General features: G+C 34.2%; 17 protein-coding genes. 14 read left to right on the top strand and 3 right to left on the bottom strand.

The window, feature by feature from the left end; all coding sequences use genetic code 11:
* Nucleotides 1-170 precede the first annotated feature (170 nt).
* A complete protein-coding gene (gene argS / locus OGZ34_RS01210; protein ID WP_263361911.1) occupies nucleotides 171-1,949 on the top strand; it encodes an arginine--tRNA ligase in 1,779 nt (592 codons plus the stop codon).
* 361 nt (nucleotides 1,950-2,310) lie between these two features.
* Nucleotides 2,311-3,021 carry a YgdI/YgdR family lipoprotein gene (locus OGZ34_RS01205; RefSeq protein WP_263361910.1) on the top strand — a complete coding sequence of 237 codons (711 nt, stop codon included), beginning with the start codon at nucleotides 2,311-2,313 and terminating at the stop codon, nucleotides 3,019-3,021.
* Between the two features lie 511 nt (nucleotides 3,022-3,532).
* Here the strand turns inward: OGZ34_RS01205 and OGZ34_RS01200 are convergent.
* On the bottom strand, nucleotides 3,533-4,435 hold the full coding sequence (locus tag OGZ34_RS01200; protein WP_173968305.1) for a DUF6607 family protein: 903 nt from the start codon (nucleotides 4,433-4,435) through the stop codon (nucleotides 3,533-3,535).
* 104 nt (nucleotides 4,436-4,539) lie between these two features.
* On the opposite strand from OGZ34_RS01200, the gene OGZ34_RS01195 reads away from it, so the two are divergent.
* The 12 genes from OGZ34_RS01195 to OGZ34_RS01140 all read left to right on the top strand — a co-directional run bounded on the left by OGZ34_RS01195 (nucleotide 4,540) and on the right by OGZ34_RS01140 (nucleotide 21,620).
* Nucleotides 4,540-6,693, top strand: a complete 2,154-nt coding sequence (locus OGZ34_RS01195; RefSeq protein WP_173968306.1) for a TonB-dependent receptor plug domain-containing protein — start codon at nucleotides 4,540-4,542, stop codon at nucleotides 6,691-6,693.
* An 8-nt stretch (nucleotides 6,694-6,701) separates the two neighbouring features.
* Nucleotides 6,702-8,108 carry an HmuY family protein gene (locus OGZ34_RS01190; RefSeq protein ID WP_263361909.1) on the top strand — a complete coding sequence of 469 codons (1,407 nt, stop codon included), beginning with the start codon at nucleotides 6,702-6,704 and terminating at the stop codon, nucleotides 8,106-8,108.
* A 77-nt stretch (nucleotides 8,109-8,185) separates the two neighbouring features.
* Nucleotides 8,186-9,814: a T9SS type A sorting domain-containing protein gene (locus tag OGZ34_RS01185; protein WP_173968308.1), complete on the top strand. Its 1,629-nt coding sequence runs from the start codon at nucleotides 8,186-8,188 to the stop codon at nucleotides 9,812-9,814.
* A gap of 250 nt (nucleotides 9,815-10,064) precedes the next feature.
* Nucleotides 10,065-11,549, top strand: a complete 1,485-nt coding sequence (locus OGZ34_RS01180) for an SGNH/GDSL hydrolase family protein (protein ID WP_263361908.1) — start codon at nucleotides 10,065-10,067, stop codon at nucleotides 11,547-11,549.
* Nucleotides 11,542-12,963, top strand: a complete 1,422-nt coding sequence (locus OGZ34_RS01175) for a GDSL-type esterase/lipase family protein (protein ID WP_263361907.1) — start codon at nucleotides 11,542-11,544, stop codon at nucleotides 12,961-12,963. Before OGZ34_RS01180 ends, OGZ34_RS01175 begins: the two co-directional genes overlap by 8 nt.
* Nucleotide 12,964: 1 nt before the next feature.
* Nucleotides 12,965-14,650, top strand: coding sequence for an MBOAT family O-acyltransferase (locus tag OGZ34_RS01170; protein WP_263361906.1), 1,686 nt, complete (start codon nucleotides 12,965-12,967; stop codon nucleotides 14,648-14,650).
* A 203-nt stretch (nucleotides 14,651-14,853) separates the two neighbouring features.
* Entirely contained in the window at nucleotides 14,854-16,206 is a 1,353-nt protein-coding gene (gene ffh / locus OGZ34_RS01165) for a signal recognition particle protein (RefSeq protein ID WP_173968312.1), read from the top strand.
* A 129-nt stretch (nucleotides 16,207-16,335) separates the two neighbouring features.
* Nucleotides 16,336-17,220, top strand: coding sequence for a bifunctional 5,10-methylenetetrahydrofolate dehydrogenase/5,10-methenyltetrahydrofolate cyclohydrolase (locus tag OGZ34_RS01160; RefSeq protein WP_263361905.1), 885 nt, complete (start codon nucleotides 16,336-16,338; stop codon nucleotides 17,218-17,220).
* Between the two features lie 832 nt (nucleotides 17,221-18,052).
* Nucleotides 18,053-18,670: a hypothetical protein gene (locus OGZ34_RS01155; protein WP_263361904.1), complete on the top strand. Its 618-nt coding sequence runs from the start codon at nucleotides 18,053-18,055 to the stop codon at nucleotides 18,668-18,670.
* Nucleotides 18,671-18,678: 8 nt separating this feature from the next.
* Entirely contained in the window at nucleotides 18,679-18,969 is a 291-nt protein-coding gene (locus OGZ34_RS01150) for a winged helix-turn-helix domain-containing protein (protein WP_173968315.1), read from the top strand.
* Nucleotides 18,970-19,114: 145 nt separating this feature from the next.
* Nucleotides 19,115-20,500, top strand: coding sequence for a DUF4153 domain-containing protein (locus tag OGZ34_RS01145; protein ID WP_263361903.1), 1,386 nt, complete (start codon nucleotides 19,115-19,117; stop codon nucleotides 20,498-20,500).
* Between the two features lie 193 nt (nucleotides 20,501-20,693).
* Complete coding sequence (locus OGZ34_RS01140; RefSeq protein ID WP_263361902.1) at nucleotides 20,694-21,620, top strand: magnesium transporter CorA family protein; 927 nt, start codon at nucleotides 20,694-20,696, stop codon at nucleotides 21,618-21,620.
* A 101-nt stretch (nucleotides 21,621-21,721) separates the two neighbouring features.
* Here OGZ34_RS01140 and OGZ34_RS01135 read toward each other — a convergent pair whose 3' ends face one another.
* Both OGZ34_RS01135 and OGZ34_RS01130 read right to left on the bottom strand, forming a co-directional pair.
* Nucleotides 21,722-22,573 carry an IS3 family transposase gene (locus tag OGZ34_RS01135; RefSeq protein ID WP_263361901.1) on the bottom strand — a complete coding sequence of 284 codons (852 nt, stop codon included), beginning with the start codon at nucleotides 22,571-22,573 and terminating at the stop codon, nucleotides 21,722-21,724.
* Nucleotides 22,574-22,587: 14 nt separating this feature from the next.
* A complete protein-coding gene (locus OGZ34_RS01130) occupies nucleotides 22,588-23,022 on the bottom strand; it encodes a helix-turn-helix domain-containing protein (protein WP_263360326.1) in 435 nt (144 codons plus the stop codon).
* Nucleotides 23,023-23,100: the final 78 nt, after the last annotated feature.

Genomic DNA, 23,100 nt, shown 5'->3' with positions numbered 1-23,100 from the left:
TAAGACTGGCTGTTTTATAAGAGGTTAGCGTTTTTGTTTTTGGATAATTTTAACACTTAAAGACGAAGAGTTTTTAAGAAATTAGAATTGTTTTATATGATTTAATATGTTTTTGATTTTCTGTAATTGACGAATAAGCAGTATATTTGCTCACTTTAAAATAAGTTTACATGTCATTATCACAAATTCTTACTCCTTCTATACAAAAAGCAATACAAGCATTATTTGATGTTACTGTTGAAAAAATCGAATTTCAAACTACCCGAAAAGAATTTGAAGGCGATATCACAATGGTGATTTTTCCTTTGTTGAAAGTGATCAAAAGCAATCCTGCCGAACTAGGCAGTAAAATTGGAAATTATTTAGTTGAAAATGTTTCAGAAGTAGCTCGATTTAATGTGGTTTCGGGATTTTTGAACATCGTCATTGCCGATAGTTATTATTTGAATTTCTTCAATGAAATAAAAGACAATACAAAGTTTGGGTATGTAACACCAAATCCGGAGGACAAAGCAATTATGGTCGAATATTCTTCGCCAAATACAAATAAACCTTTGCATTTAGGTCACGTGCGTAACAACTTGTTGGGATATTCTGTAGCTGAAATTATCAAAGCATCAGGAAAAAAAGTATATAAAACACAGATTATTAACGACCGTGGAATCCATATTTGTAAATCGATGCTGGCTTGGCAGAAGTTTGGAAATGGTGAAACTCCCGAAAGTTCAAATTTGAAAGGTGATAAATTAGTAGGTAAATATTATGTCGAGTTTGATAAAGCTTATAAAGCTGAAATTTCTCAGCTAATGGAAACTGGTAAAACCGAAGAGGAAGCCAAAAAACAATCTCCAATTATTATTGAAGCACAAGAGATGCTTAAAAAATGGGAGTCGGGAGATGAAGCGGTAATTTCGCTTTGGAAAATGATGAACCAATGGGTTTACGATGGTTTTGCTATTACTTATAAAAATCTGGGCGTTAATTTCGATAAATACTATTACGAAAGCAATACTTATTTGCTAGGAAAAGACGTAGTTCAGGTAGGTCTGGACAAAGGAGTTTTTGAAAAAGATGCGGACGGTTCCGTTTGGATTGATCTTACCGATGAAGGTTTGGATCGTAAAATTGTTTTGCGTTCAGATGGAACTGCTGTATATATGACACAGGATATCGGAACCGCAATTCAGCGTGTAAAAGATATGCCGGATGTGGGCGGAATGGTTTACACAGTGGGTAACGAACAGGATTATCACTTTAAAGTATTATTCCTGATTTTGAAAAAATTAGGTTTTGACTGGGCTTCAAGCTTGTATCATTTGTCATACGGAATGGTTGATTTGCCTTCAGGAAAAATGAAAAGCCGTGAAGGAACCGTTGTAGATGCCGATGATTTGATGCAGGATATGACGGACACAGCCAAACAAATTTCGGAAGATTTAGGAAAATTGGATAGTTATTCGGCGGAAGAAAAAGCAAAATTGTACCAAACCATTGGTCTGGGAGCGTTGAAATATTATATTTTAAAAGTAGATCCTAAAAAACGTATTTTGTTTAATCCGGAAGAATCTGTTGATTTTGCCGGAAATACAGGGCCGTTTATTCAGTATACTTACGCGAGAATCCAGTCGATAATCCGTAAAGCCGATTTTGATTTTTCTGCTAAAACCAATACCGAAGAATTACACGAAAAAGAAAAAGAGCTGGTAAAACAAATCGAGCTTTTCCCGGAAGTAATTCAAAATGCAGCACAGAATCACAGCCCGGCTCTGATTGCTAATTATACATATGATTTGGTAAAAGAGTATAATTCGTTTTATCAGTCGGTACATATATTAGGAGAGACGGATTTAACTAAAAAGGTATTCAGGGTGCAGCTTTCGCAAAAAGTTGCTGAGGTAATTAAAGCAGCGTTTACTTTATTAGGAATTGAAGTTCCGGAGCGAATGTAATTTTTTTGCCCAATAGATAAAATGCAAAGAGTCGATAATTGAAATTATCGACTCTTTTTTTTGTGTTTTTTTACACGTTTTAAAATTTATGTTTCTATATGCTAGATTATTGTTTTACTCAAAAATGTAAAGCAATTAAGACGAAAATAATGAATGTTTTTGAGTTGAATTTTCGTATAAAAAATACAATTTAACATTTGTAAATCTCGTTTTTATGGTTATGTTTACAGTAAGAAAATGATTTATAAAAAAGATTTGTAAAGTCAGTAAATACAGGGTGTCACGTAGAGAATTCTGTTAAAAAAATAATCGAGTAAGCCGAAAACAGCAAGAGTAGGCAAAAATTTTAACCAAAAAACAAATGATTAAAAATTCCTTTTTACTACTAGTGCTTCTGGTAGCGTGCTGCACGGTAAATGCGCAAGATTTGATTTCGCCTTCTTATGGATTTTCCCACAGTAAAACAGCTTACATTACTTTGGCTGATGGTACTGAAATTAATGGTACTATTAAAGATATTGATAGAGACAAAGGTTTGATCGAGTACATCAAATTACAAGACGGAGCTGGAAAAAAACACAAACTAAAACCAGAAGATATTAAATTTATGTACTTACCTCCAAGTGGATTGGATAACTTAGGAAAGAAACTTAATTTTCTTGAGGATTTCAAAAAATGGAATGATACTAAGTTAAACCAGGATTTTTTAAATGATGGATATGCTTACTTTGAAACTGCGGATGTAAAAATCAAGAAGAAAAACAGCAAATTGTTAATGCAGTTGCTTAATCCTTCATTCAGTAAAGAGTTTAAAGTGTACTGTGATCCTTATGCAAAAGAAACTACTTCTTTAGGAGTTGGCGGAGTGAAATTTATTGGTGGAGATGCAAAATCTTACTACGTAGCTAAAAAAGATTCACCGGTATTTTTATTAAAGAAAAGAGATTATAAAAAAGAATTCGTGCCATTATGGGGAAGTTGTGAGAAAGTAATTGCTGCAAATCCTGAGCCTAAATGGACAGATTTAACAAAACACATTGTTTTGTATTCTGAATGTGCAGAAACTAACTAATATTTTTATAGGAAGCTAGTTTTTGATTCTGAAAGAAATAAAGAGCCGATAGTTGTAAAACTATCGGCTCTTTTTGTTTTAGCTCTTTTGTCGATTCTTATTTAGTTTCTCCCATATTTAGAAGTCAAAATGCTGGATTTTAGTCTTCTATAAAAATATAAAAAAAAGGCTAAGATTTATTTGTGTATCAATAAATAATATATTAATTTTCCTACTTTAAATAAAGGGATATAATGGAATCTTAATGCCTTTATTTACAGACTCTAAACACCACCTCAAGAGTTTTTTCTGTTGTATCCAAAGCAAATAATCCCAATACCTATTACAAAAGATTAAAGATATTCACCTTTTATTAGTTAATTTATGCTGTTTTGAATTAGTAAGCTAATAGCTTTTAATTAAACATAGAAGGTAATAGACCGTTTGAATTCATTTTCAGACGGTTTTTTTATGCATAAAAAAGCCGATAGTTTCAATAACTATCGGCTTTTTGTAACTAACACAACTATTTTTATTTTACGAACTTGTTGATGATCGCATCAGTTTCTGCTTTTGTAGCGGTTGGTTTTAAATCAAATAAAAGAGAATAAAGCGCTTTTCTGTCTACTTTAGCTTCTAAGTTTAAATCTTGGTGTCTGTCAAAAAGTGTTTGCCATTTGTCACGAACATTTTTCCAAAGAGCGTTGTTTTCCTTCCACCATTTTTGACCGGCGATACATTTAATGTCTGCTACTTTAGTATAAACATCCATCCCTTTTTCTTGTGCTAACAAAACATCTTTTCCGCTGTCATCACGAACTAATTTGTCATTGTCTTGCTCATGATTCCAACCTGTAGCAGTAATTTCGTGAATGTTTCTTCTTTTTAAAACATTATAATCGTTACGTTTTGTTTGCTCTCTTCTTGGTAGTGGCGCATCAGCAATGTTTGCCCAGTAGTTTTGTCCGTCTACATGTACCCAAGTTGAAGATCCTTCATAACGCGGACTATCGTCTACCTGATATACTTTTTGAGTCCATTGTCCTTTAACTGCTTTTTTGTCCAGTTTTTTATATTTCCATGAAGTTCCTTTGTCAAAACTGTATAAATCAGTGTTTTCATACAACCAGTCTTGTCTCCAGTGTTTGATGATCATATCGTCACTTACTATTAATAAGTGTTGCATTACGATTTTGTTAGGAGTGTCTTCTAATAACTCAACCCATTCCAAAGCAGATTCGTGTTTCGTTTCTGATGGTTTATAAGTTGCTGAATCTTTAGCGTATTGAAAAGTTTCTGCGAAATTAAACTTCACTTCGTAGCAACCACACATAGATTTGATGGATTTGATGTCTTGTTGTTTTTTATCCTGACTGAAACCAAGGCTACAAGTCAAAGCCATAACAGCTGAAAAATAGAGGCTTTTTGAAATCATAACGTATTATTTTGTTTTTAAATTTTCGCAAATATATGTATTTTATTTAGAACAAATAAAAATAGTTTATATATTTGCGCCATTATTAAGAATGAATAAAAATAATGAAAATCAAATTTATCTTTTTTGCAGCTTTTCTTTTTTGTCAAATAACTTTTGCACAAAAGAAAGATACCACGGCTGTAAATAAACTTTCTGAAGTGGTGGTCACCGGGCAGTTAGAACCTCAGTCTATAAAAAAATCAGTGTTTAATGTTCGTGTGATTTCAAAGGAAGATATTAAGCAATTGGCAGCAAACAATCTTGCAGATGTTCTGAATCAGTACTTAAATATAACAATTAGGAATAGCGGGAGTGATGGACGTTCAACCGTTTCTATGTTTGGATTGGATTCGCAATATTTTAAAATATTAATTGATAACATTCCATTAGTAAGTGATACCGGAATGGGAACTAATGTCGATTTAACACAAGTAAATCTTGACGATGTTGAACGTATCGAAATTATTGAAGGTTCAATGGGAGTAACTCATGGAGCAAATGCTGTAAGTGGTATTTTGAATATCATAACTAAAAAAGGCGGAGGATACAGATGGCAGATCAGCACGACTGTTCAGGAAGAGACTGTAGGTAATGAATACGCTCTTTTTGATAAAGGCCGTCATATTCAATCAGCCAAAATAGCTCATAATTTTAACGAAAACTGGTTCGTTAATATAGGTGGGAACCGTAATGATTTTGCCGGTTTTTATGATAATATGAAGGGGAAAGATTATGCCATGAATAATGGGTCACGAGGATATAAATGGCTTCCGAAAGATCAGTTAGTTGGTAATGGGCTTTTAGGTTATCAAAAAGGAAATTTTAAAATATTTTACAAATTTGATTATTATGGTGAGGATGTTCATTTTTATAATCCAATTTTAATTCCACAAGATAATTACCCTTTTCCTGAAACCTATTATGCAAATGATAAACGTTTTATAACCAATAGATTTTATCATCATTTAAATTCTAACGGAAAATTGTTTTCGAAGTTAAATTATAATGTTTCTCTTTCACATCAGAAACAAGAACGTGATTTAGAAAGGTTTAACTATCAAATGGAAACAGGAAAAGAGTTTGATAATAACAGGCAGACTTACCAATCAAAAGAAGTTTTCTATTCTACAGGAACGTTGAGTAATTTTTTCAATAGTAAAAAGGTCGATTTTCAATTGGGTTATGAAATTACAAATGAAAATGGATTTTATGATGCGACTGCAGGCACTTTTAAAGACGATCAGCAACAGCTTAAAGACATAAGAAAGCGACTTGAAAATTATGATATTTTTACTGTGGCGGAGGTTAATCTGACCGATAAATTTTCTATCCGTCCAGGACTTCGTTATTCGATTCAATCTAATTTTGACAATCAGTATGCTAGTTCGTTAGGATTAAGATATATTTTTAAACAGGGATTAGAGACGAGAGCTTCAATGGGTAAATCATACCGTACTCCTAACTTTGATGAGCTTTATACTTATTTTGTAGATTCTAATCATAATGTTCAGGGGAATCCCGATTTAGTTCCTGAGAATAGCACCTCATATGAGCTTAGTTTTAAAAGATCTTGTCAACTTCGTTCTGGAGCACAAATTTCAAATAATGTAGCCTTTACCTTTATGAATGTCGATGATAGAATCGATATGGTTTTGACTCAAGTTGTTCCTTCATTAAGTTATCGATATGTTAATATCAATGCCTATAAAATGTGGAATGCATCAACTACTGAGCAATATTCATATAAAAACTGGAACGTAAAAATTGGGGCGGCTTTAGTTGGTGTTTCCAGAAAATTAGATTTGGCGGCACTAAATCTGACTACTGATGATAAGTATCTGTATTCATTTCAGTTAAATTCAAGTATTTCTTATAATATCCCGAAATGGAACACTCTAGTAGCATTGTACTATAAGTATAATGGACAGCAACAGCAATTTGTGGCAGGAACAGATACGGATGGAAGTGCTAAATTCTTTTTAAATGAAATAAAGCCCTATAGTTGGATGGATGCTTCTGTTCGCAAATTGTTTTTCAAAAATCAGTTTGAAGTAATGGTTGGCGCCAGAAACTTATTTAACATTACAGACGTTCAGTCAGTGAGGAATGGGGGAGGTTCAACCGGAGGGGCACATGGTTCCACAAGTTCAGACTTAATGCTTGGATATGGGCGCTCTTACTTTATTAAACTTACGTATAATCTAAATTTTAATTAATATATATCATGAAAAAAAACTTTATTTTAATACTCTCTTTCGTATTGCTGGCTTTTACGGCTTGTAATAATGATGATAATGACGGACAATCTGTGGCTGTCGCATTTGCGGAGTCTTCCTATAATTTAACAAGTGCCGCAACTCCAGTTCAGATTAAGTTTGCCACTCCGGCACCTTCTGCAGGAACAATTACAGTTTCGTACACGGTTACGGCTGCAGCTTATACTACAGATTTTACAACTGCTCCCGCAGCAGCTGCAAATAAAATAGTAATACCTTTTGCTCAAAATGCGACGTCTGCTGAATTCACTTTTAATAAAATTAAAAATGCAGTAGGTGCGGAGGTTAAGAATGTAATTTTTACAATTGATGGTTCTTCTATTAATATTGATATAGTAGGGAATAAAACCATACAGTTAAACTTTAATGAAACAGCTTCATTAGGTACAGCTTTGGCTCCTTTGGTTGGAGGTTCTGCAGAACCAAATCAGGTTTATGTTGATTTAAGCACAGGAAAATTAACAACAGTTGTAAGAACTTCTTGGGACTTAGGTTTTTATTCTGGTTCAGATTTTAGAGTAGTACTGAATGGTTCATTAAAAATGTCAGCAAAGAAATTGACAACAACAAATATTGATGAAGTACAAACACCGGACGAAACTATGATTATTACTCCTGGAAATGGAATTGTAAGTCAAGTTGACGGTCCGGCAGGGGATATTCTTCATACAGCTATTGCAGGTGTTTCATCAACTGATTCTGAAAATAAAGTTTATTTAATTAACATGGGAAGTAACCCTGCTACTGCAACTTTAGGTTCTGAAGGTGTTGGAGCTGGAACTTCTAGAGGATGGAAAAAAATTAGAGTTCTGAAAAGCGGAAGTGATTATAAGATTCAATATGCAGATATAGCTGCTACGACGCATGATGAAATTGTAATTTCGAAAAATAGTGCATACAATTTTACATTCTTTAGTTTATTGGGTAAGAAAACGGTTAATGTTGAGCCACAAAAGAATCAATGGGATCTTAACTTCACTTCATTTACAAATGTAATTCCTGGCCCGACAGGTTCGTCACCTTATCTTTTTGCTGATTATGTTGTTAATAACGTAAAAGGTGGGGCGCAAACATATCAAGTTCTTACAAGTGCTTTTTCATATGACAATTTTGCATTAGCGAATGTAGAAACTTCAAAGTTTAATGACGATCAAAGAAATATTGGATCTAACTGGAGAGGAACAAGTGTCGTTGGTCCTAATGGTACTCCAGTTTCGCAATTTGTTTTAAGAACTGATCGTTTCTATGTAGTTAAAGATCCTGCTGGAAATATCTACAAATTGAAATTTACTGGTGGAACAAAAGAAGATGGTGAGAGAGGATTTCCTAAATTTCAATATGCATTGTTGAAATAATACTATAATATAGTAACCCCGAACTAGCTAAATTTAGTTGGTTCGGGGTTATTTTTTAACCTTTAATTCGATTTAACATGAAAAAAATTACACTTGTTTTTTTGCTTCTTTTTAGTATTTTTTCTTATGGTCAGTTTAATGTTAATGTTACTAACATGACTGTTAATAACACAAATGCTACGGCAATAAATTTCGGGACTAATATATCCCAAGTCAATATAGCTTTAACTGTAAATATTAGTGCGGGTTCAATACCTAGTGATAGTGCCCCTGGTAGTGTAAATGTATATTACAAAAGGAATTCTTCATTATCAGCATCGCCAATTAGTCCTTCTGGAGGGAATGGAGGGCAAGTCTTTTTTTTAGGGGGGTATAGTGCGATAAGGAGCTTTCAGCTTGCATTAAATGCATCTGAATTTGATAACACAGATGGATTCTTATACGTAGAGTATAAGAGTTATTCAGGAGTATCTTATACAAGCAATAAAATAAATGTTACGAAAGCGACTACTACAACTCCTACTACACCAACAACTCCTAACTCTAATTGGAATATTATTAGTTTTGATTATCTTTTTAGTCAATTTAACTTAACTATTAATGAAGGTGAGTCGGTACCTCTTATAGTTGGTACCGATGCAGACCAAATTTTAGGGAAGTTATATCAGAGATATAGTTATAGTTATCAATGGAGTAAAGAAACAGGTGGTGGGGTATTTGTACCTATTGAAGGAGCAACAAGTATGCACTACTATCCACAAGAAGTTTTGGTAACTACGAAATTTAAAAGAACGGTAACGTATCATCATTACGGTATTACTAGTACAGTTGATAGTAATGTGAGAACTGTTACTGTAAATCCAGCACCAGAATTAAAGAACAATTCAATTACATTAAATGGCTCAATTATTAGTGGTAGTCTGCCAACAGGTGGGCTTGGTCACTATGAGTACTCTTGGATGTTATTGGGGGCTGAAGACCCTTATACTTTTCCGGAAACAGGTAAGGATTTAGAACTTTCTGAAAGTCTTTATAATTATTTACTTTGGTATCCCAATGCATTTATAAAAAGATTTATAAAATCAGGAAGTCAAACTATTGTTAGCGGAAGTGTTAAAGTGCCTCCTATTTCTTTGCCTGTTTTGGAAATACAAAATAATACAATTGCAATTAATGGATATCAAGTAACGGGAAGCCAGCCGACAGGCGGTGGCGGCGACTATAGATACTCATGGTTTTTGGGTAGTCAAGAAGATCCGATTTGGTTTGAAGAAACTAGTAAAGATTTAAATCTGGCACCTTATTTCCGTGCTATTTCAATTTTGCAGACTGATCCTTCTGCGATGTTAGTTAGAATTGTTAGGTCAATAAAGAGTTCGACAAGTAACAAAATAAACTTGTATGGAGTTTCTGCACTTAAAAAACAAAATTTAAGAACTTTATCAGAAGAGGATTCGATATTGGTATATCCAAACCCAACAACCGAAGTTGTGAATTTTGTTACTAATTTTTCAACCAATAAAGAAATTGAAATAGTAGTTTATTCTGAAACAATACGAAACGAAAAATCAGTTTTTAAAGGCACTGTGACACCAAATCAGGTGGTAAGCTGGAATATTCCTTCGGGTTATGCAAAAGGAATTTACTTCTACAAAATCCGTTCAGGGAATGAAGAAATTAAAACAGGTAAAATTATAGTTCAATAAGAATACATTGAGCCAATTAGGCTCCATTCACTTTAAAATTTAGTTAATCATTAACTTTGTTTTTTTTATTTTTTTTTTGATCAAGAGGCTGGATTCGTTCAGCCTCTTTTTTTTGTATTATTTTAATGTTAAAAAGAACCTAGAAATTAATTGTTTAATTCTATCTTTGCCCGTACTTTTTTATAAGGAATTAGTAGGAATTTTGAAATGAAATTTTTAACGAATCCTTTCTTCAAATTTATTATTACGAGTGAATACAAAATCTTACTTCTTTCAGTCTTTTGCAATTGTGGCATTGGCATTCATCGCTTTCATTGGATTTAAGCAAATCTTGCCCGACAAAATTTTTTCGGATAGTAAAGTAAATTCTAAAAACGTACTTATCGATAGTCTGCTTTTGGAGTCAGTCGCAAATGATTCTCTGGAGCAGGATGGAGACAGTCTGACCGAAGAGGAGAAAAATGAAATGAGGGAGAAGATTGTTTTTGACGCTTCAGAAGGAATTGAGTTTCCATCGGAAACTTTCGATAACTATAAAGGATATCAATACCTGATTTCTTTTTACGAAAAATTATACCAGCTTGAAAAAAATCCGCAAGCCAAAGTCAGAATTGCCTACTACGGAGATTCCATGACTGATGGTGATTTAATTGTGCAGGATGTTCGTGCCAATTACCAGGAGCGTTTTGGTGGAAGCGGAGTTGGTTTTGTTTCTATTAATTCAGAATCTGCTGCGTCAAGAGGTTCAGTGAAGTCTTCGGCTTCCAAGAATTGGAAAATGCAATCGTATCTAAACGTAAAACATCCAACGAGTCCATTTGGAGTAAACGGGCATGTGTTCTTTGCAAATGATAAATCAAATACAACCTGGGTTCAATATGAAGCCGGTTTGAATAAATATGCAACGACTTTAGACAATCCAACATTGTATTATGGAAGGGGATCTAAAAAAGGAAATGTAAATTTCATAGTAGGAAGAGATACATTGCGTAAAAGCCTTGTTCCAAACAATCTGATTAATACACTGAAAGTAACTTCAGGAAGTATAAAAGCATTCAAGGCTAACTTTATTCATGCCGATTCGATTCCAATTTACGGATTTAATTTTGATAACGGAAGCGGAATTCACGTAGACAACTTCTCACAAAGAGGGAACTCAGGTTTGCCAATTTCTATGTTTAATGCCAATGTGATGCAGGGATTCAACAATAGTCTGAAATACGACCTGGTTATTTTGCACTACGGAACCAACGTTTTAAATTATGGAACCAAGAATTACAATTGGTACCAAAGAGGTATGACCAAAGCCGTTAATAAAATTAAGGAATCTTTTCCGGGAGTTTCTATTTTGATTATCTCGACCGCAGATAAATCGACCAAATACGATTTGGAGATGAAAACCGATTCGGCTGTTGTTCCATTAATGAGAGCGCAAAAAAGATACGCTCTTGAAACGGAATCTGGATTTGTGAATTTGTACACCTTAATGGGAGGTGACGGTTCTATGGTGAAATGGGTAGATGAATCTCCGGCAAAAGCCAATAAAGATTACACGCACTTTAACCAACGTGGAGCAAAAGCTATTGGTAAATTATTATACGATCAATTAAATAAAGGATACGAGCAATATAAAGTATTACGAGTAAATAGAGAAACTGATGCGACTAAGCGGAAAGCAGTCAGAAAAACTAATGCAGATTCCGTAGCTGTAAAAACAGATAGCGTAGATGAATAGACTAATTATTTTCTTTTGTTGTCTTTTTTTCTCAACAAACGATAAAACACCAAAAACAGATCCAATTCCAATTCCACAAAATATGATTCATAAAGTCGATACAGCAGCTGTTGATTCTTTTTCGGGAGACAGAATCTATAATGCAGAAGTTCTGGTGCCGTTTTTTTTGAAATTAAAGTCGAGCGAAACTCAAAATAGTCAAAAAATTAATATTGTTCACATAGGAGATTCTCATATTCAGAGTGATTTAATGACAAATGAGATTAGGAAAAACCTGCAACAAAAATTTGGTAATGGCGGTCGCGGACTTGTTTTTCCGCATCAGCTGGCCAAAACAAACGGTTCTTATAACGAGCGGTTCCGTTCGAACAGAGGATGGGAAAGTTATCGAAACATTCACCCTTTCAAAAATGTTCCGGTTGGATTAAGCGGAATTGCACTTTGGAGAGACAATGGCGGTTTTACGCTTGAGCTGAATATTAAAGATGCAGCGTATAATTTCAATACCATTAAGATTATTACGCCTCAGAATCAGAATATGTTTGATTTGGCAACATCTTCTCAGACCAGAACAATTCAGTCTACAGAGCGAAAGGTGATCACGCATAAAATCAAAAAAGGGGAGGCTATTTCTACAATTGCAGACAAGTACAATGTTTCGGTGGCCGATATCAGAAGAGATAATCATCTAAAGTCTAACAATATTCGGGCGGGACGAACACTGAAAATCAGAACCAACGAAACCAAACCCAGAAATATTACGAGTTCCGAATTTGTTCCGCTAAATCTGGAGTCCGATTCGTTTACTCATTATTACAATTCTGAAAAGACACTGAATCGTATTTTTTTGCTTCCAAATAAAGAGGCATCAAAGTATGAACTGAACGGGATAGTTTTAGAAAAAGATACCCCGGGTTTAATCTACAGTAGTATCGGGGTCAACGGAGCGAAGTTTTCCGATTATAATAAATACCCATTATTTTTTGAACAACTAAAAGCGCTGCATGCCGATCTTATGATTTTGTCGTTAGGAACAAACGAAAGTTACGATCACATGGAAGCTTCGGCTTATATAAAGGAACTGCGTGATTTTATAAAAAATATAAAAGAACAAAATAGTAAGGTTTCTATCATTGTAATGACTCCGCCTCCGTCTTTACTTAAAGCGAGGAGGCCTAATGTTTATGTCCGCGATTATGCAAAAAGTATTATTGAAATTGCAAAGACAGATGGTTTTGCCGTTTGGGATTTATACGACGAACTTGGAGGGATGGATGGAATCCGGGGGTTAAAATCTGCAGGATTAATTGGGCCGGATTGGGTTCATTATTCTAAAAAAGGATACGAAAAACAAGGAAACTTGTTTACAGAAGCATTTTTAAAAGCATACGATAATTTTAAATTAAAGAATTAAGTTGATTACAATTGATAGCATAAATAATTGGTTTATTCAGAATTTTGGCGAAGTTACTTTAGAGCAGGTCAAAAGTTGGTTTATATACAATCCTGAAGAAAAATTACTCTTTAACACTGGTTTGTTCCTGGGACTATTTCTCGTTTTTTATTTTGTGTATGCTTTTTTACGCAAAACATTTTATTTGAGATTAACATACGTCATTCTCTTTTCGCTTTTCTTTTATTACAAGTCAAGCGGTATTTACTTTTTACTATTACTACTTTCGTCTGTTGTTGATTATGGTCTCAGTCAGATTATTTATAGAGAAGCAAAAGACAGTACAAAGAAAATTTACCTGGTGATCAGTGTAATCCTGAATCTGGGATTATTGGGGTATTTCAAATACATGAACTTCATGATTGTTACTTTCAATGATATGTTTCATGGGAATTACGAACTTCATGATATCTTTCTTCCGGTTGGAATCTCATTTTATACCTTCCAGTCGATGAGTTATATTATTGAGATTTATCGTGAAGAAATTAAGCCAACCAAAAACTACATCGAATACTTGTTTTTCGTTTCGTTTTTTCCGCAGCTGGTAGCTGGGCCAATTGTTAGAGCAAAAGACTTCCTGCCGCAGATTTATCAAAAATTAAACCTGACCAAGGAAGATGTAAACAACGCTTTGTTCCTGATTATTGGCGGATTGATTAAGAAAACCGTAATTTCAAATTACATCTCCATAAACTTCGTCGATCGTGTTTTTGATACACCGATGAATTATACCTCGTTCGAAAATTTAATGGCTTCTTATGGATACGCCATTCAGATTTATTGCGACTTTTCAGGATATTCAGACATGGCAATCGGAATCGCTTTGCTGTTAGGATTTAAATTGCCGGCCAACTTTAGAACACCTTATAAGTCAACTTCTATTACAGATTTCTGGAGAAGATGGCACATTTCATTATCGACCTGGCTGAAAGACTTCTTATACATTTCTATTGGAGGAAACCGTGAAGGAACATTTGCGGGGTTTTTGTTCCCGAGTTTATTCTTCTTTGGATTGCTCCTTTGGGGGATTTCAAACATAAACGAGAGTTTTATTCCGTTAGGAATAGCGATTGGTGCAATAGTCCTTTTTTGTCTGACATTTTTACTTTCGAAGAAGAAAAACCAAACTCTGGTTACCAATTTTAATTTGTTTACCACCATGCTTTTAGGTGGATTGTGGCATGGAGCCGGTGCGCAATTTATCGTTTGGGGAGCATTACATGGTTTGGCCTTAGCGGTTCATAAAATTTTCATGGAATTTTTTCCGTCCAAAAAAGATGGTAAAGGTCCCGGGTTTTTATGGAAATTCTTTTCAATAATCGTTACGTTCCATTTTGTTGTATTTTGTTGGATATTTTTCCGTGCCAGAGATTTTGAAACAGCCTTGCAGGTAATCAATAATATTGGTCAGTTAACATTCGAGCCGGAGAATTGGCAGGCAATCGTGTTAGGATATAAAAATGTATTTTTATTAATGCTTTTCGGATACGTGTGGCACTTCTTACCGGAAGTGATTACTTCTAAAATGAAATTGGTCTTTGATAAAACACCACTGATTGGAAAAGCAATCATACTAGGATTCGTATATTGGATCGTTTACGCAACAGCAGTTGCAGGTTCACAGCCGTTTATTTATTTCCAATTTTAAAGAAGGATTAATTAATCTCGCAAATACGCAAAGTCGCAAAGTTTTTTTCTTACTTATAGATTTAAACTTTGCGACTTTGCGTCTTTGCGAGCAAAAAAACTTCGCGCACTTTACGGTAAAATCAAAACGCTCTTTGTCCCTAAATAAAAATTGCCTGAAATGTCTAATTAGATTATCTTTGCACTTCAAATAAAGAAAAAAGTATGTTTGATAATTTAAGTGATAAGTTAGATAAAGCCTTCCATATATTAAAAGGACACGGTAAAATTACAGAAGTAAACGTTGCCGATACTTTAAAAGAAGTTCGTCGTGCCTTACTTGACGCCGATGTTAACTTTAAAATTGCTAAAGATTTTACAACCAAAGTAAAAGAAAAAGCAATTGGTCAGGATGTTTTAACCACGCTTCAGCCAGGACAATTGTTGGTTAAGTTGGTTAAAGATGAACTTACCGAATTAATGGGTGGTGATGTTGCCGGTGTAAATCTTTCCGGAAATCCTTCAGTTATTTTAATGTCAGGACTTCAGGGTTCGGGAAAAACTACCTTCTCAGGAAAACTGGCCAATTTCTTAAAGACAAAGAAAAATAAAAATCCACTTTTAGTAGCGTGTGATATCTACCGTCCTGCGGCGATAAATCAGTTACATGTTGTGGGAGATCAAATAGGTGTTGAGGTTTACTCAGAGCCGGAGAATAAAAATCCTGTTGAAATTGCTCAAAACGCAATTAAACATGCAAAAGCAAACGGTTTTAATGTCGTGATCGTCGATACGGCAGGTCGTTTGGCAGTAGATCAGGAAATGATGGATGAGATTGCTCGTGTTCATAAAGCAATTCAGCCACAGGAAACCTTGTTTGTTGTGGACGCCATGACAGGGCAAGATGCTGTAAATACAGCTAAAGCCTTCAATGATATTCTGAATTTTGATGGAGTTATTTTAACAAAATTAGACGGTGATACACGTGGTGGAGCTGCAATTTCGATTAAATCGGTTGTAAACAAGCCAATCAAATTTGTAGGTACAGGTGAGAAGATGGAAGCAATTGATGTTTTCTATCCGGATCGTATGGCCGAGCGTATCTTAGGTATGGGTGACGTTGTGTCGCTTGTAGAAAGAGCGCAGGAACAATTTGATGAAGAAGAAGCTAGAAAACTTCAAAAGAAAATCGCTAAGAACGAATTTGGTTTTGATGATTTCCTTACGCAAATTCAGCAAGTGAAGAAAATGGGTAATATGAAAGATCTGGTTGGAATGATACCGGGGGCTTCAAAAGCCATGAAAGATGTAGAGATAGAAGATGATGCGTTTAAACATATTGAGGCAATCATCCACTCGATGACCCCGATAGAAAGAAGCAAACCTTCGATTATCGACGTAAAAAGAAAAGCCAGAATCGCTAAAGGTTCCGGAACCAAAGTCGAGCAGGTGAATCAGTTAATGAAGCAGTTCGACCAAATGAGTAAGATGATGAAGATGATGCAGGGTCCGGGCGGAAAAAATCTGATGAAGATGATGGGTGGAATGAAAGGAATGCCGGGAGGAATGCCGAGATAAAATAAAAAAGTTTCAAGTTTAAAGTTTCAGGTTATGAAACTAAAACTTGAAACTTTTTTGATTAATATAAATAGGTGTTTCGCTTTTAATGCGAAACTTGAAACTTTAAATCTGAAACTAAAATAAACAATGCAACTACTAGACGGTAAAAAAACAGCTGAAGACATTAAAAACGAAATTGCAGCCGAAGTTCAATCGATTAAAGATGCTGGAGGGAAAGTGCCTCACTTGGCAGCAGTAATCGTTGGAACTGATGGAGCAAGTTTAACTTACGTAGGAAGTAAAGTGAGATCTTGCCAGCAAATAGGCTTTGATTCGACTTTGGTGAGTTTACCCGAAACAATTACTGAAACAGAACTACTGGAAAAAATTAAAGAACTGAATGAAGATGATAACCTGGATGGTTTTATTGTTCAGTTACCTTTACCAAAACACATCAGCGAGCAAAAGATTCTGATGGCTATCGATCCGGATAAAGATGTGGATGGTTTTCATCCTGCTAACTTTGGAAAAATGGCTTTAGAGATGGATAGCTTCATTCCTGCAACACCATTCGGAATTATGCAATTGTTGGAGCGTTACAACATTGAAACAGCAGGGAAACACACTGTTGTTATTGGTAGAAGTCATATCGTTGGCCGACCAATGAGTCTCTTAATGAGCCGCAAAGGAAATCCGGGAGATTCGACGGTTACACTAACACACAGCAGAACTCAAAACATCGAAGAATACACCAGAAGTGCCGATATTATTATCACTGCATTAGGAGTTCCGAATTACTTAAAAGCCGACATGGTAAAAGATGGAGTAGTGGTAATTGACGTTGGTATTACAAGAGTTGAAGATGCTTCAAATCCAAAAGGTTATGTTATTACCGGTGATGTTGATTTTGACGGTGTAAGTAAAAAATCGTCATTTATCACACCTGTTCCAGGTGGAGTAGGACCAATGACAATTGCAATGCTACTTAAAAATACACTTTTAGCAAGAAAGATGCGAAGCGCTAAAAATTAATAGTGTAGAAATAAATTTTATATAATAGCCTGTTCGAGAGAACAGGCTATTCTTTTTGGATGGAGTGAAGTTATTGTTGGAATCTCGAGGTGTAGTCCCAACGGGACAAGGCGGGTCAGGCTAGTTTTTGTGTTACCTCTATTTGATCCCTTCGGGATAAGCTCTTTTCTGAGTATAATGCTAATGTAAAAAAAAGCTATGTTTAATGTTGTATTGTTATTATTTATTTATTCTCTAGGATATTAAACTCCTCCAGGAGTCAGACACCGACAGAAAAGAAGGTATGTTATCTGTTGTCGCTCTCGTTATTTATTCTCTACAATATTAAACTCCGCCAGGAGTAAGGCATCGGGAGAAAAAAAGTTATGTTTAATGTTGTATTGTTATTATTTATTCTCTAGGATATTAAACTCCGCCAGGAGTTAGACACCGGCAGAAAAACAGGTGTGTTATCTGTTGTCGCTCTCGTTATTTATTCTCTACAATATTAAACTCCGCTAGGAGTCAGGTATCGGGAGAAAAAAAGTTATGTTTAATGTTGTATTGTTATTATTTATTCTCTAGGATATTAAACTCCGCGAGGAGTCAGGCATCGTGAGAAAAAAAGTTATGTTTAATGTTGTATTGTTATTATTTATTCTCTAGGATATTAAACTCCGCTAGGAGTCAGATATCGGTAGAAAAAAAAATAAAATTCATACGGAAAAATGTCCCGTAGGGACTACACATGTTTTATAAAGTTGCAATTTTGATCAAAAAAGTAAAAAAAAGATCATTTTAGAATGGTCAATTCAAAATAAAATATAACTTTGTATCTCAAAGTACTTTATTTATGAATCAGAAGCACCAAGAAGATTTAGCACATATTCGTTCCATGATGGAGCGTTCTTCAAGATTTATATCGTTAAGCGGACTCTCGGGGGTATTTGCAGGACTTTCTGCTTTGATTGGTGGATTGTATGTTTATCAATTATTTAAAGCAAAAGGGCTCGAGTATTTTGGTGCAGAGTATGAACAACATTATTCTGTTGATTTAGTATCGGAACTAGTTTTTACAGGCTTGATCATTTTGATTTTTGCTTTTAGTTTCGGTCTGTTTTTTACAGTTAGAAAAAGCAGAAAGTATAATTTGCCTATTTGGACTTCGGCTACTAAACATATGCTTTTTAATCTGATAGTTCCTTTATTAGCGGGAGGCATATTTTGTCTTGCATTAATTTATCATCAGGTTTATGGCTTAATTGCACCGGCTACTTTAATCTTTTACGGACTTGCCTTGATCAATGCTGAAAAATACACTTTTTCGGATATTAAATATTTAGGTTTCTGTGAGTTGGTTCTAGGATTTATTTCTCTTTTTTTTATTGGATATGGTTTGGTTTTTTGGATCATTGGATTTGGTATTTTGCATATCTTGTACGGATTAATAATGTTCAAAAAATATAAATAATCCATTCCATGGGAATTATTGACAAATTAAATAAAGATTTTGAAAGCCGTGTAAGATTGGGTATAATGTCCATACTGATGGTGAACGAGTGGGTGGATTTTACGGAGATGAAAAGCCTCCTGAATATCACCGATGGAAATTTGGCGAGTCATTCCTCAGCACTTGAAAAAGCAGAATATATTGAAGTAAAAAAAGAATTTGTGGGCAAAAAGCCTAAAACGTCCTATCAGGTAACTCCTAAAGGACGTGCAGCTTTCAAAGAGCACCTTTCTTATCTTGAAAAATTGATGAAATCGTAATAACTCTATTTTTTTACCTATATACTTTGAAACGCAAAGTACTTTTAAGAATAAAACAATAAAATCGCCACTAAAAAAAGCAAAACAAAAGCAATAAAGAAAGGGCGATAACCTACTGGAATCCTATTAACTTAACGCAATACTTATGAAAAAACATCAAATTATCCCAGCCTGCAGTTTAATTTTTTTACTGCTTTTTTACAATGAATCAATGGGAGTTAACCTCGCTATTTTTGGATTATTATTAATTGGATTAATCTGTTACTTTTTTCAGGACAGGTTTACCGAAAGATCTCATTTGATTTTGGTTGTAACTTCGGTCTTATCATGTCTGGCTTTTGCCTGGTACGGAGATTTTGCATCATTTTTGGCGCTTTCAATGTCGGTTCTATTTTTACAATTCAGAACACAGGATTCAGATCTTAAACTGATTCAGGTTTTTCCACTTGTTTTTTTAAACGCATTTGCCACTTTAGGGCGTGTTTTTATGTTCAACCAATGGCTTCCGGAACGAAAAATCCATAATAATTTTGCGAAAAAACTAGTGGCTTATTTTGTTATTCCATTGATTTTTCTGGGCGTATTTTTTACCGCTTATTCCTTTGGGAGTGAACATTTTTCATCTCTGCTAACGGATTATACTTTAGATCTTGATATTTTCGAGGCTCTTCTGATTGGAACTTTAGGGTTTTATATTTCATTCAGTTTTTGGAATTATTGGATTCCTGAAGTGTGTTATGAAAAAAATGAACTTTTAGATAATGAATTTAATAACATAACCGAAATCAAAAATCAGCAGACATTTTCGTTTCTGGATTTGGATTTTGAAAGAAAGAGTGGTGAAATTACATTAGTCTTGTTGAATTTCATGCTTCTGGTTTTTATCATTACCTATAATTATGAACAATTTTTTGAAACTGTTGAGACTTCTAAGCTCAGTTCAGGAACTCACGATAGAGTAAATGCCGTAATCTTTTCGATTATTATGGCGGTTGGAGTGATACTGTTCTATTTTAAAGGAGGATTTAATTTTGATAAAAAAGCGGCTTCTCTTAAAAAACTGGCTAAAATATGGATTGTTTTAAATGGTGTTTTAATTGTCAGCACTATTATTAAGAACTCAGAGTATGTTTCATTCTTTGGGTTAACCTACAAAAGATTGGGAGTTTATGCATTTTTGATTCTGGCAGTGATTGGTTTGATTTTTACATTTTTAAAAATTACCAGACAAAAAACAAATGTTTATCTCATCAATCAAATGGTCTGGTGCTTTTATGGAACGATACTGTTATGTAGTTTTGTGAATTGGGGAAATCTAATTACAAATTATAATGTATCAGTAAATAAAGGAGTGGAGCCCTGGTTTTTAAGGAGCTTGCACTTTAATGATGAGAGCCGAAATGCTTACTTTTCAACCATAAATATTGTTGGTGAAGGACAGGGGTATCTGGAAGAGAATCGTGTAGAAGACCACAAGAATGATCCTTTTCTGTCGAAAGCGCTCTATTATGAATTTGTGAATACTAAATAGTTGATAAAAACCGTCTTAATATGGTATTAAGACGGTTTTTTAATGTCCAATTGTTTTTGGTTATAAAAATAAAGGATACTTTTGCAGCACTTAAAAAAAACTTCTCCAATGGACGATTATGATTCGTTAGTATTTAATTAAAGTAGCTTTTTGAATTTTTTCAAATTGCTGCAATAACCTCTGCAATTTTGAAATGAAAGCCTTTTACAAAAACAATAACGGATTAGTCGAGACTCAGGAATGGACTCCAAACTGCTGGATCAGCATTGAATCTCCAACAGAAACTGAAAAAAAGTATTTACTGGACGAACTTCAAATTCCTGAAGCCTTTTATAATGATATTGAAGATATTGATGAAAGACCTCGTATGGAGTCTGAAGATGGCTGGAATCTGTTTATCATGCGCGTACCTATAAAAAGTAACGACGTTAAACTTCCTTTTCAGACTATTCCGATGGGTTTGATTTTTAAAGAAGATGTTTGTGTCACTATTAGTTTTTATGAAACACAAATCATTTCTGATTTTGTGCAATACACCAAAAGGAAAAATATACTAATAAAAGACAACTTCGATTTAGTCTTAAGATTGTTATTGTCGTCAAGTGTCTGGTATTTAAAATATCTGAAGCAAATCAATCAAAAGATAAAACTGGCCGAGGATAATCTGGAAAAATCAATTAAAAACCAAGAGTTGCAGGCACTTTTGCAAATCGAAAAATGTTTGGTGTTTTTTATTACTTCCTTAAAAGGAAACGATGTTTTATTTCATAGAATTAAAAATCTAAAGGCGCATAGAGAGCATTTTGATCCTGATTTGCTGGAAGACGTAGATATCGAATTAAGTCAGGCGCAGGATACCGCTAATATTTACAGTAATATTTTGACGGGAATGATGGATGCCTATGCTTCGGTGATTTCTAATAACATGAATAACATTATGAAGCAAATGACTTCGATTTCTATTATTCTAATGATTCCTACTTTGATAGCCAGTTTGTACGGAATGAACGTGCCAAATGGTTTGGAAGAAAGCAAGTTCGGTTTTTGGATTTTGCTTTTTATATCTGTTATTTTGTCTTCTTGTGGGGCATTTCTATTTAAAAGAAGAAGATGGTTCTGACAATGTGTTTACTGCAAAAAACACATAGCAATATGGTTTTTTGATATATAAATTGTCTCGTCCTAAAAAAGCGATACAGATTATTACATAAAAATAATTAATTAAACAGTTGCAAGAACCCTCTTGCAACTGTTTTTTGTTTTATATCTTCTCATTTGAATTTGATTTTGAGAATGCATTTGATTTGGTGTTAACATGTAATTAGAATAGTGAGGTCTGAGATTATTATAAATATTGATAGATTCCTTTATTATTAAGCTTGTAATTTTTCTTTTTTGATGATACTTATCGATCATAAATTCTTGTTTTAAAATTCCATTAATTCTTTCTGCTATCGCATTTTCATAAGGATCTGAATTTTGGGTCATGCTGCATAATACTTTATTTTTCATAAGTTCTTTTTGATACTCATGTGCACAATATTGCAAACCTCTATCTGAATGATGGATTAGAGTTAATGTATTATGCGTTCTTTGCTTAAGAGCCATTTTAAGAGCTCTTAAACTACTTTGAGTATTGAGATTCTCAGCAACATAATACCCCATTATCTTTTTTGAATAAGCATCTGTGATCAAGCTTAGATAACACGGATTATCTCTTTTTCCGATATAAGTAATATCGGATACCCAAACTTGTTCAGGGCGATTTATTTCTAAATCTAAAATTCGATTTTTGTGCTTTCTAAACCGGTGATGTGAATTTGTGGTTATATGGTAACTACGTTTAGGTTGTACCAATAAATGATTAGCTCTAAGTATATCAAAGAATTTATCTCTTCCAATCTTCATCAAATGGAGTTGATCCAATAAAAGATAATAGAGCTTTCTAGCACCTATTCTAGGCATTAATTGCCTAAGATCATTAACCATTAAAACAACTTCTTTAGCTTTATTTTGTTTAATTGTTGTTCTTTTAATTTTTCGATAATAAACCTGTCTGTCTATCCCGAACAAATAACAGGTAAATCCTATTGTTTGTTGTTCTCTTTCTTTGAAATGGGTGATTGTTCGGGCACAGAGTTTTTTCGGATATCAATATGATATTCTTTTTCCGCTAAATCAATCATCATATCAAATAAGATTGCTTTCTTGTCTGCAACAAAAGCCTGTCTTTCCAGGAGTGCCTTTTGTTTCTCTAAAAGTTTGACTTGAGCTTCAAGCTCCATAATCTTTTGTTCAGGTGTTTTTGCCATTTTCATAGAGGTTTGGTTTTCCCAATCAAAGTTACCAAATTTCCTAAGCCATTGGACAACTGTGCTTTTGCATTGGATGCCATACTGCTTTGTAGCCTCCGTTGCTGTGAGTTCTCCGCGTTCTATTTCCTGAACAACTTGTAATTTAAAAGACATAGAGTAGTCTTTTTGTGTACGCTTTACATAGCGTATTTCTTGAGGTACTTCCATAATGATACTTTTTGTGTATCGCTATTTCAGGACTAGACAATATGTAAATAAAAAAAACATTGGTTATAAACCAATGTT

The sequence above is a fragment of the Flavobacterium collinsii genome (assembly GCF_946903285.1).
Taxonomy (GTDB): Bacteria; Bacteroidota; Bacteroidia; order Flavobacteriales; family Flavobacteriaceae; genus Flavobacterium; species Flavobacterium collinsii.
Note: the sequence above shows the minus strand (reverse complement) of the source record. Positions and strands in the feature narration are given on the sequence as shown.

What these genes read in the sequence shown, in the direction of transcription:
- OGZ34_RS01150 (WP_173968315.1), top strand. Translation starts at nt 18,679, where the DNA reads ATGGGAATTATTGACAAATTAAATAAAGATTTTGAAAGCCGTGTAAGA.
- argS (WP_263361911.1), top strand. Translation starts at nt 171, where the DNA reads ATGTCATTATCACAAATTCTTACTCCTTCTATACAAAAAGCAATACAA.
- OGZ34_RS01130 (WP_263360326.1), bottom strand. Translation starts at nt 23,022, where the DNA reads ATGGAAGTACCTCAAGAAATACGCTATGTAAAGCGTACACAAAAAGAC.
- OGZ34_RS01195 (WP_173968306.1), top strand. Translation starts at nt 4,540, where the DNA reads ATGAAAATCAAATTTATCTTTTTTGCAGCTTTTCTTTTTTGTCAAATA.
- OGZ34_RS01155 (WP_263361904.1), top strand. Translation starts at nt 18,053, where the DNA reads ATGAATCAGAAGCACCAAGAAGATTTAGCACATATTCGTTCCATGATG.
- OGZ34_RS01200 (WP_173968305.1), bottom strand. Translation starts at nt 4,435, where the DNA reads ATGATTTCAAAAAGCCTCTATTTTTCAGCTGTTATGGCTTTGACTTGT.
- OGZ34_RS01160 (WP_263361905.1), top strand. Translation starts at nt 16,336, where the DNA reads ATGCAACTACTAGACGGTAAAAAAACAGCTGAAGACATTAAAAACGAA.
- OGZ34_RS01190 (WP_263361909.1), top strand. Translation starts at nt 6,702, where the DNA reads ATGAAAAAAAACTTTATTTTAATACTCTCTTTCGTATTGCTGGCTTTT.
- OGZ34_RS01140 (WP_263361902.1), top strand. Translation starts at nt 20,694, where the DNA reads ATGAAAGCCTTTTACAAAAACAATAACGGATTAGTCGAGACTCAGGAA.
- OGZ34_RS01175 (WP_263361907.1), top strand. Translation starts at nt 11,542, where the DNA reads ATGAATAGACTAATTATTTTCTTTTGTTGTCTTTTTTTCTCAACAAAC.
- ffh (WP_173968312.1), top strand. Translation starts at nt 14,854, where the DNA reads ATGTTTGATAATTTAAGTGATAAGTTAGATAAAGCCTTCCATATATTA.
- OGZ34_RS01205 (WP_263361910.1), top strand. Translation starts at nt 2,311, where the DNA reads ATGATTAAAAATTCCTTTTTACTACTAGTGCTTCTGGTAGCGTGCTGC.
- OGZ34_RS01145 (WP_263361903.1), top strand. Translation starts at nt 19,115, where the DNA reads ATGAAAAAACATCAAATTATCCCAGCCTGCAGTTTAATTTTTTTACTG.
- OGZ34_RS01185 (WP_173968308.1), top strand. Translation starts at nt 8,186, where the DNA reads ATGAAAAAAATTACACTTGTTTTTTTGCTTCTTTTTAGTATTTTTTCT.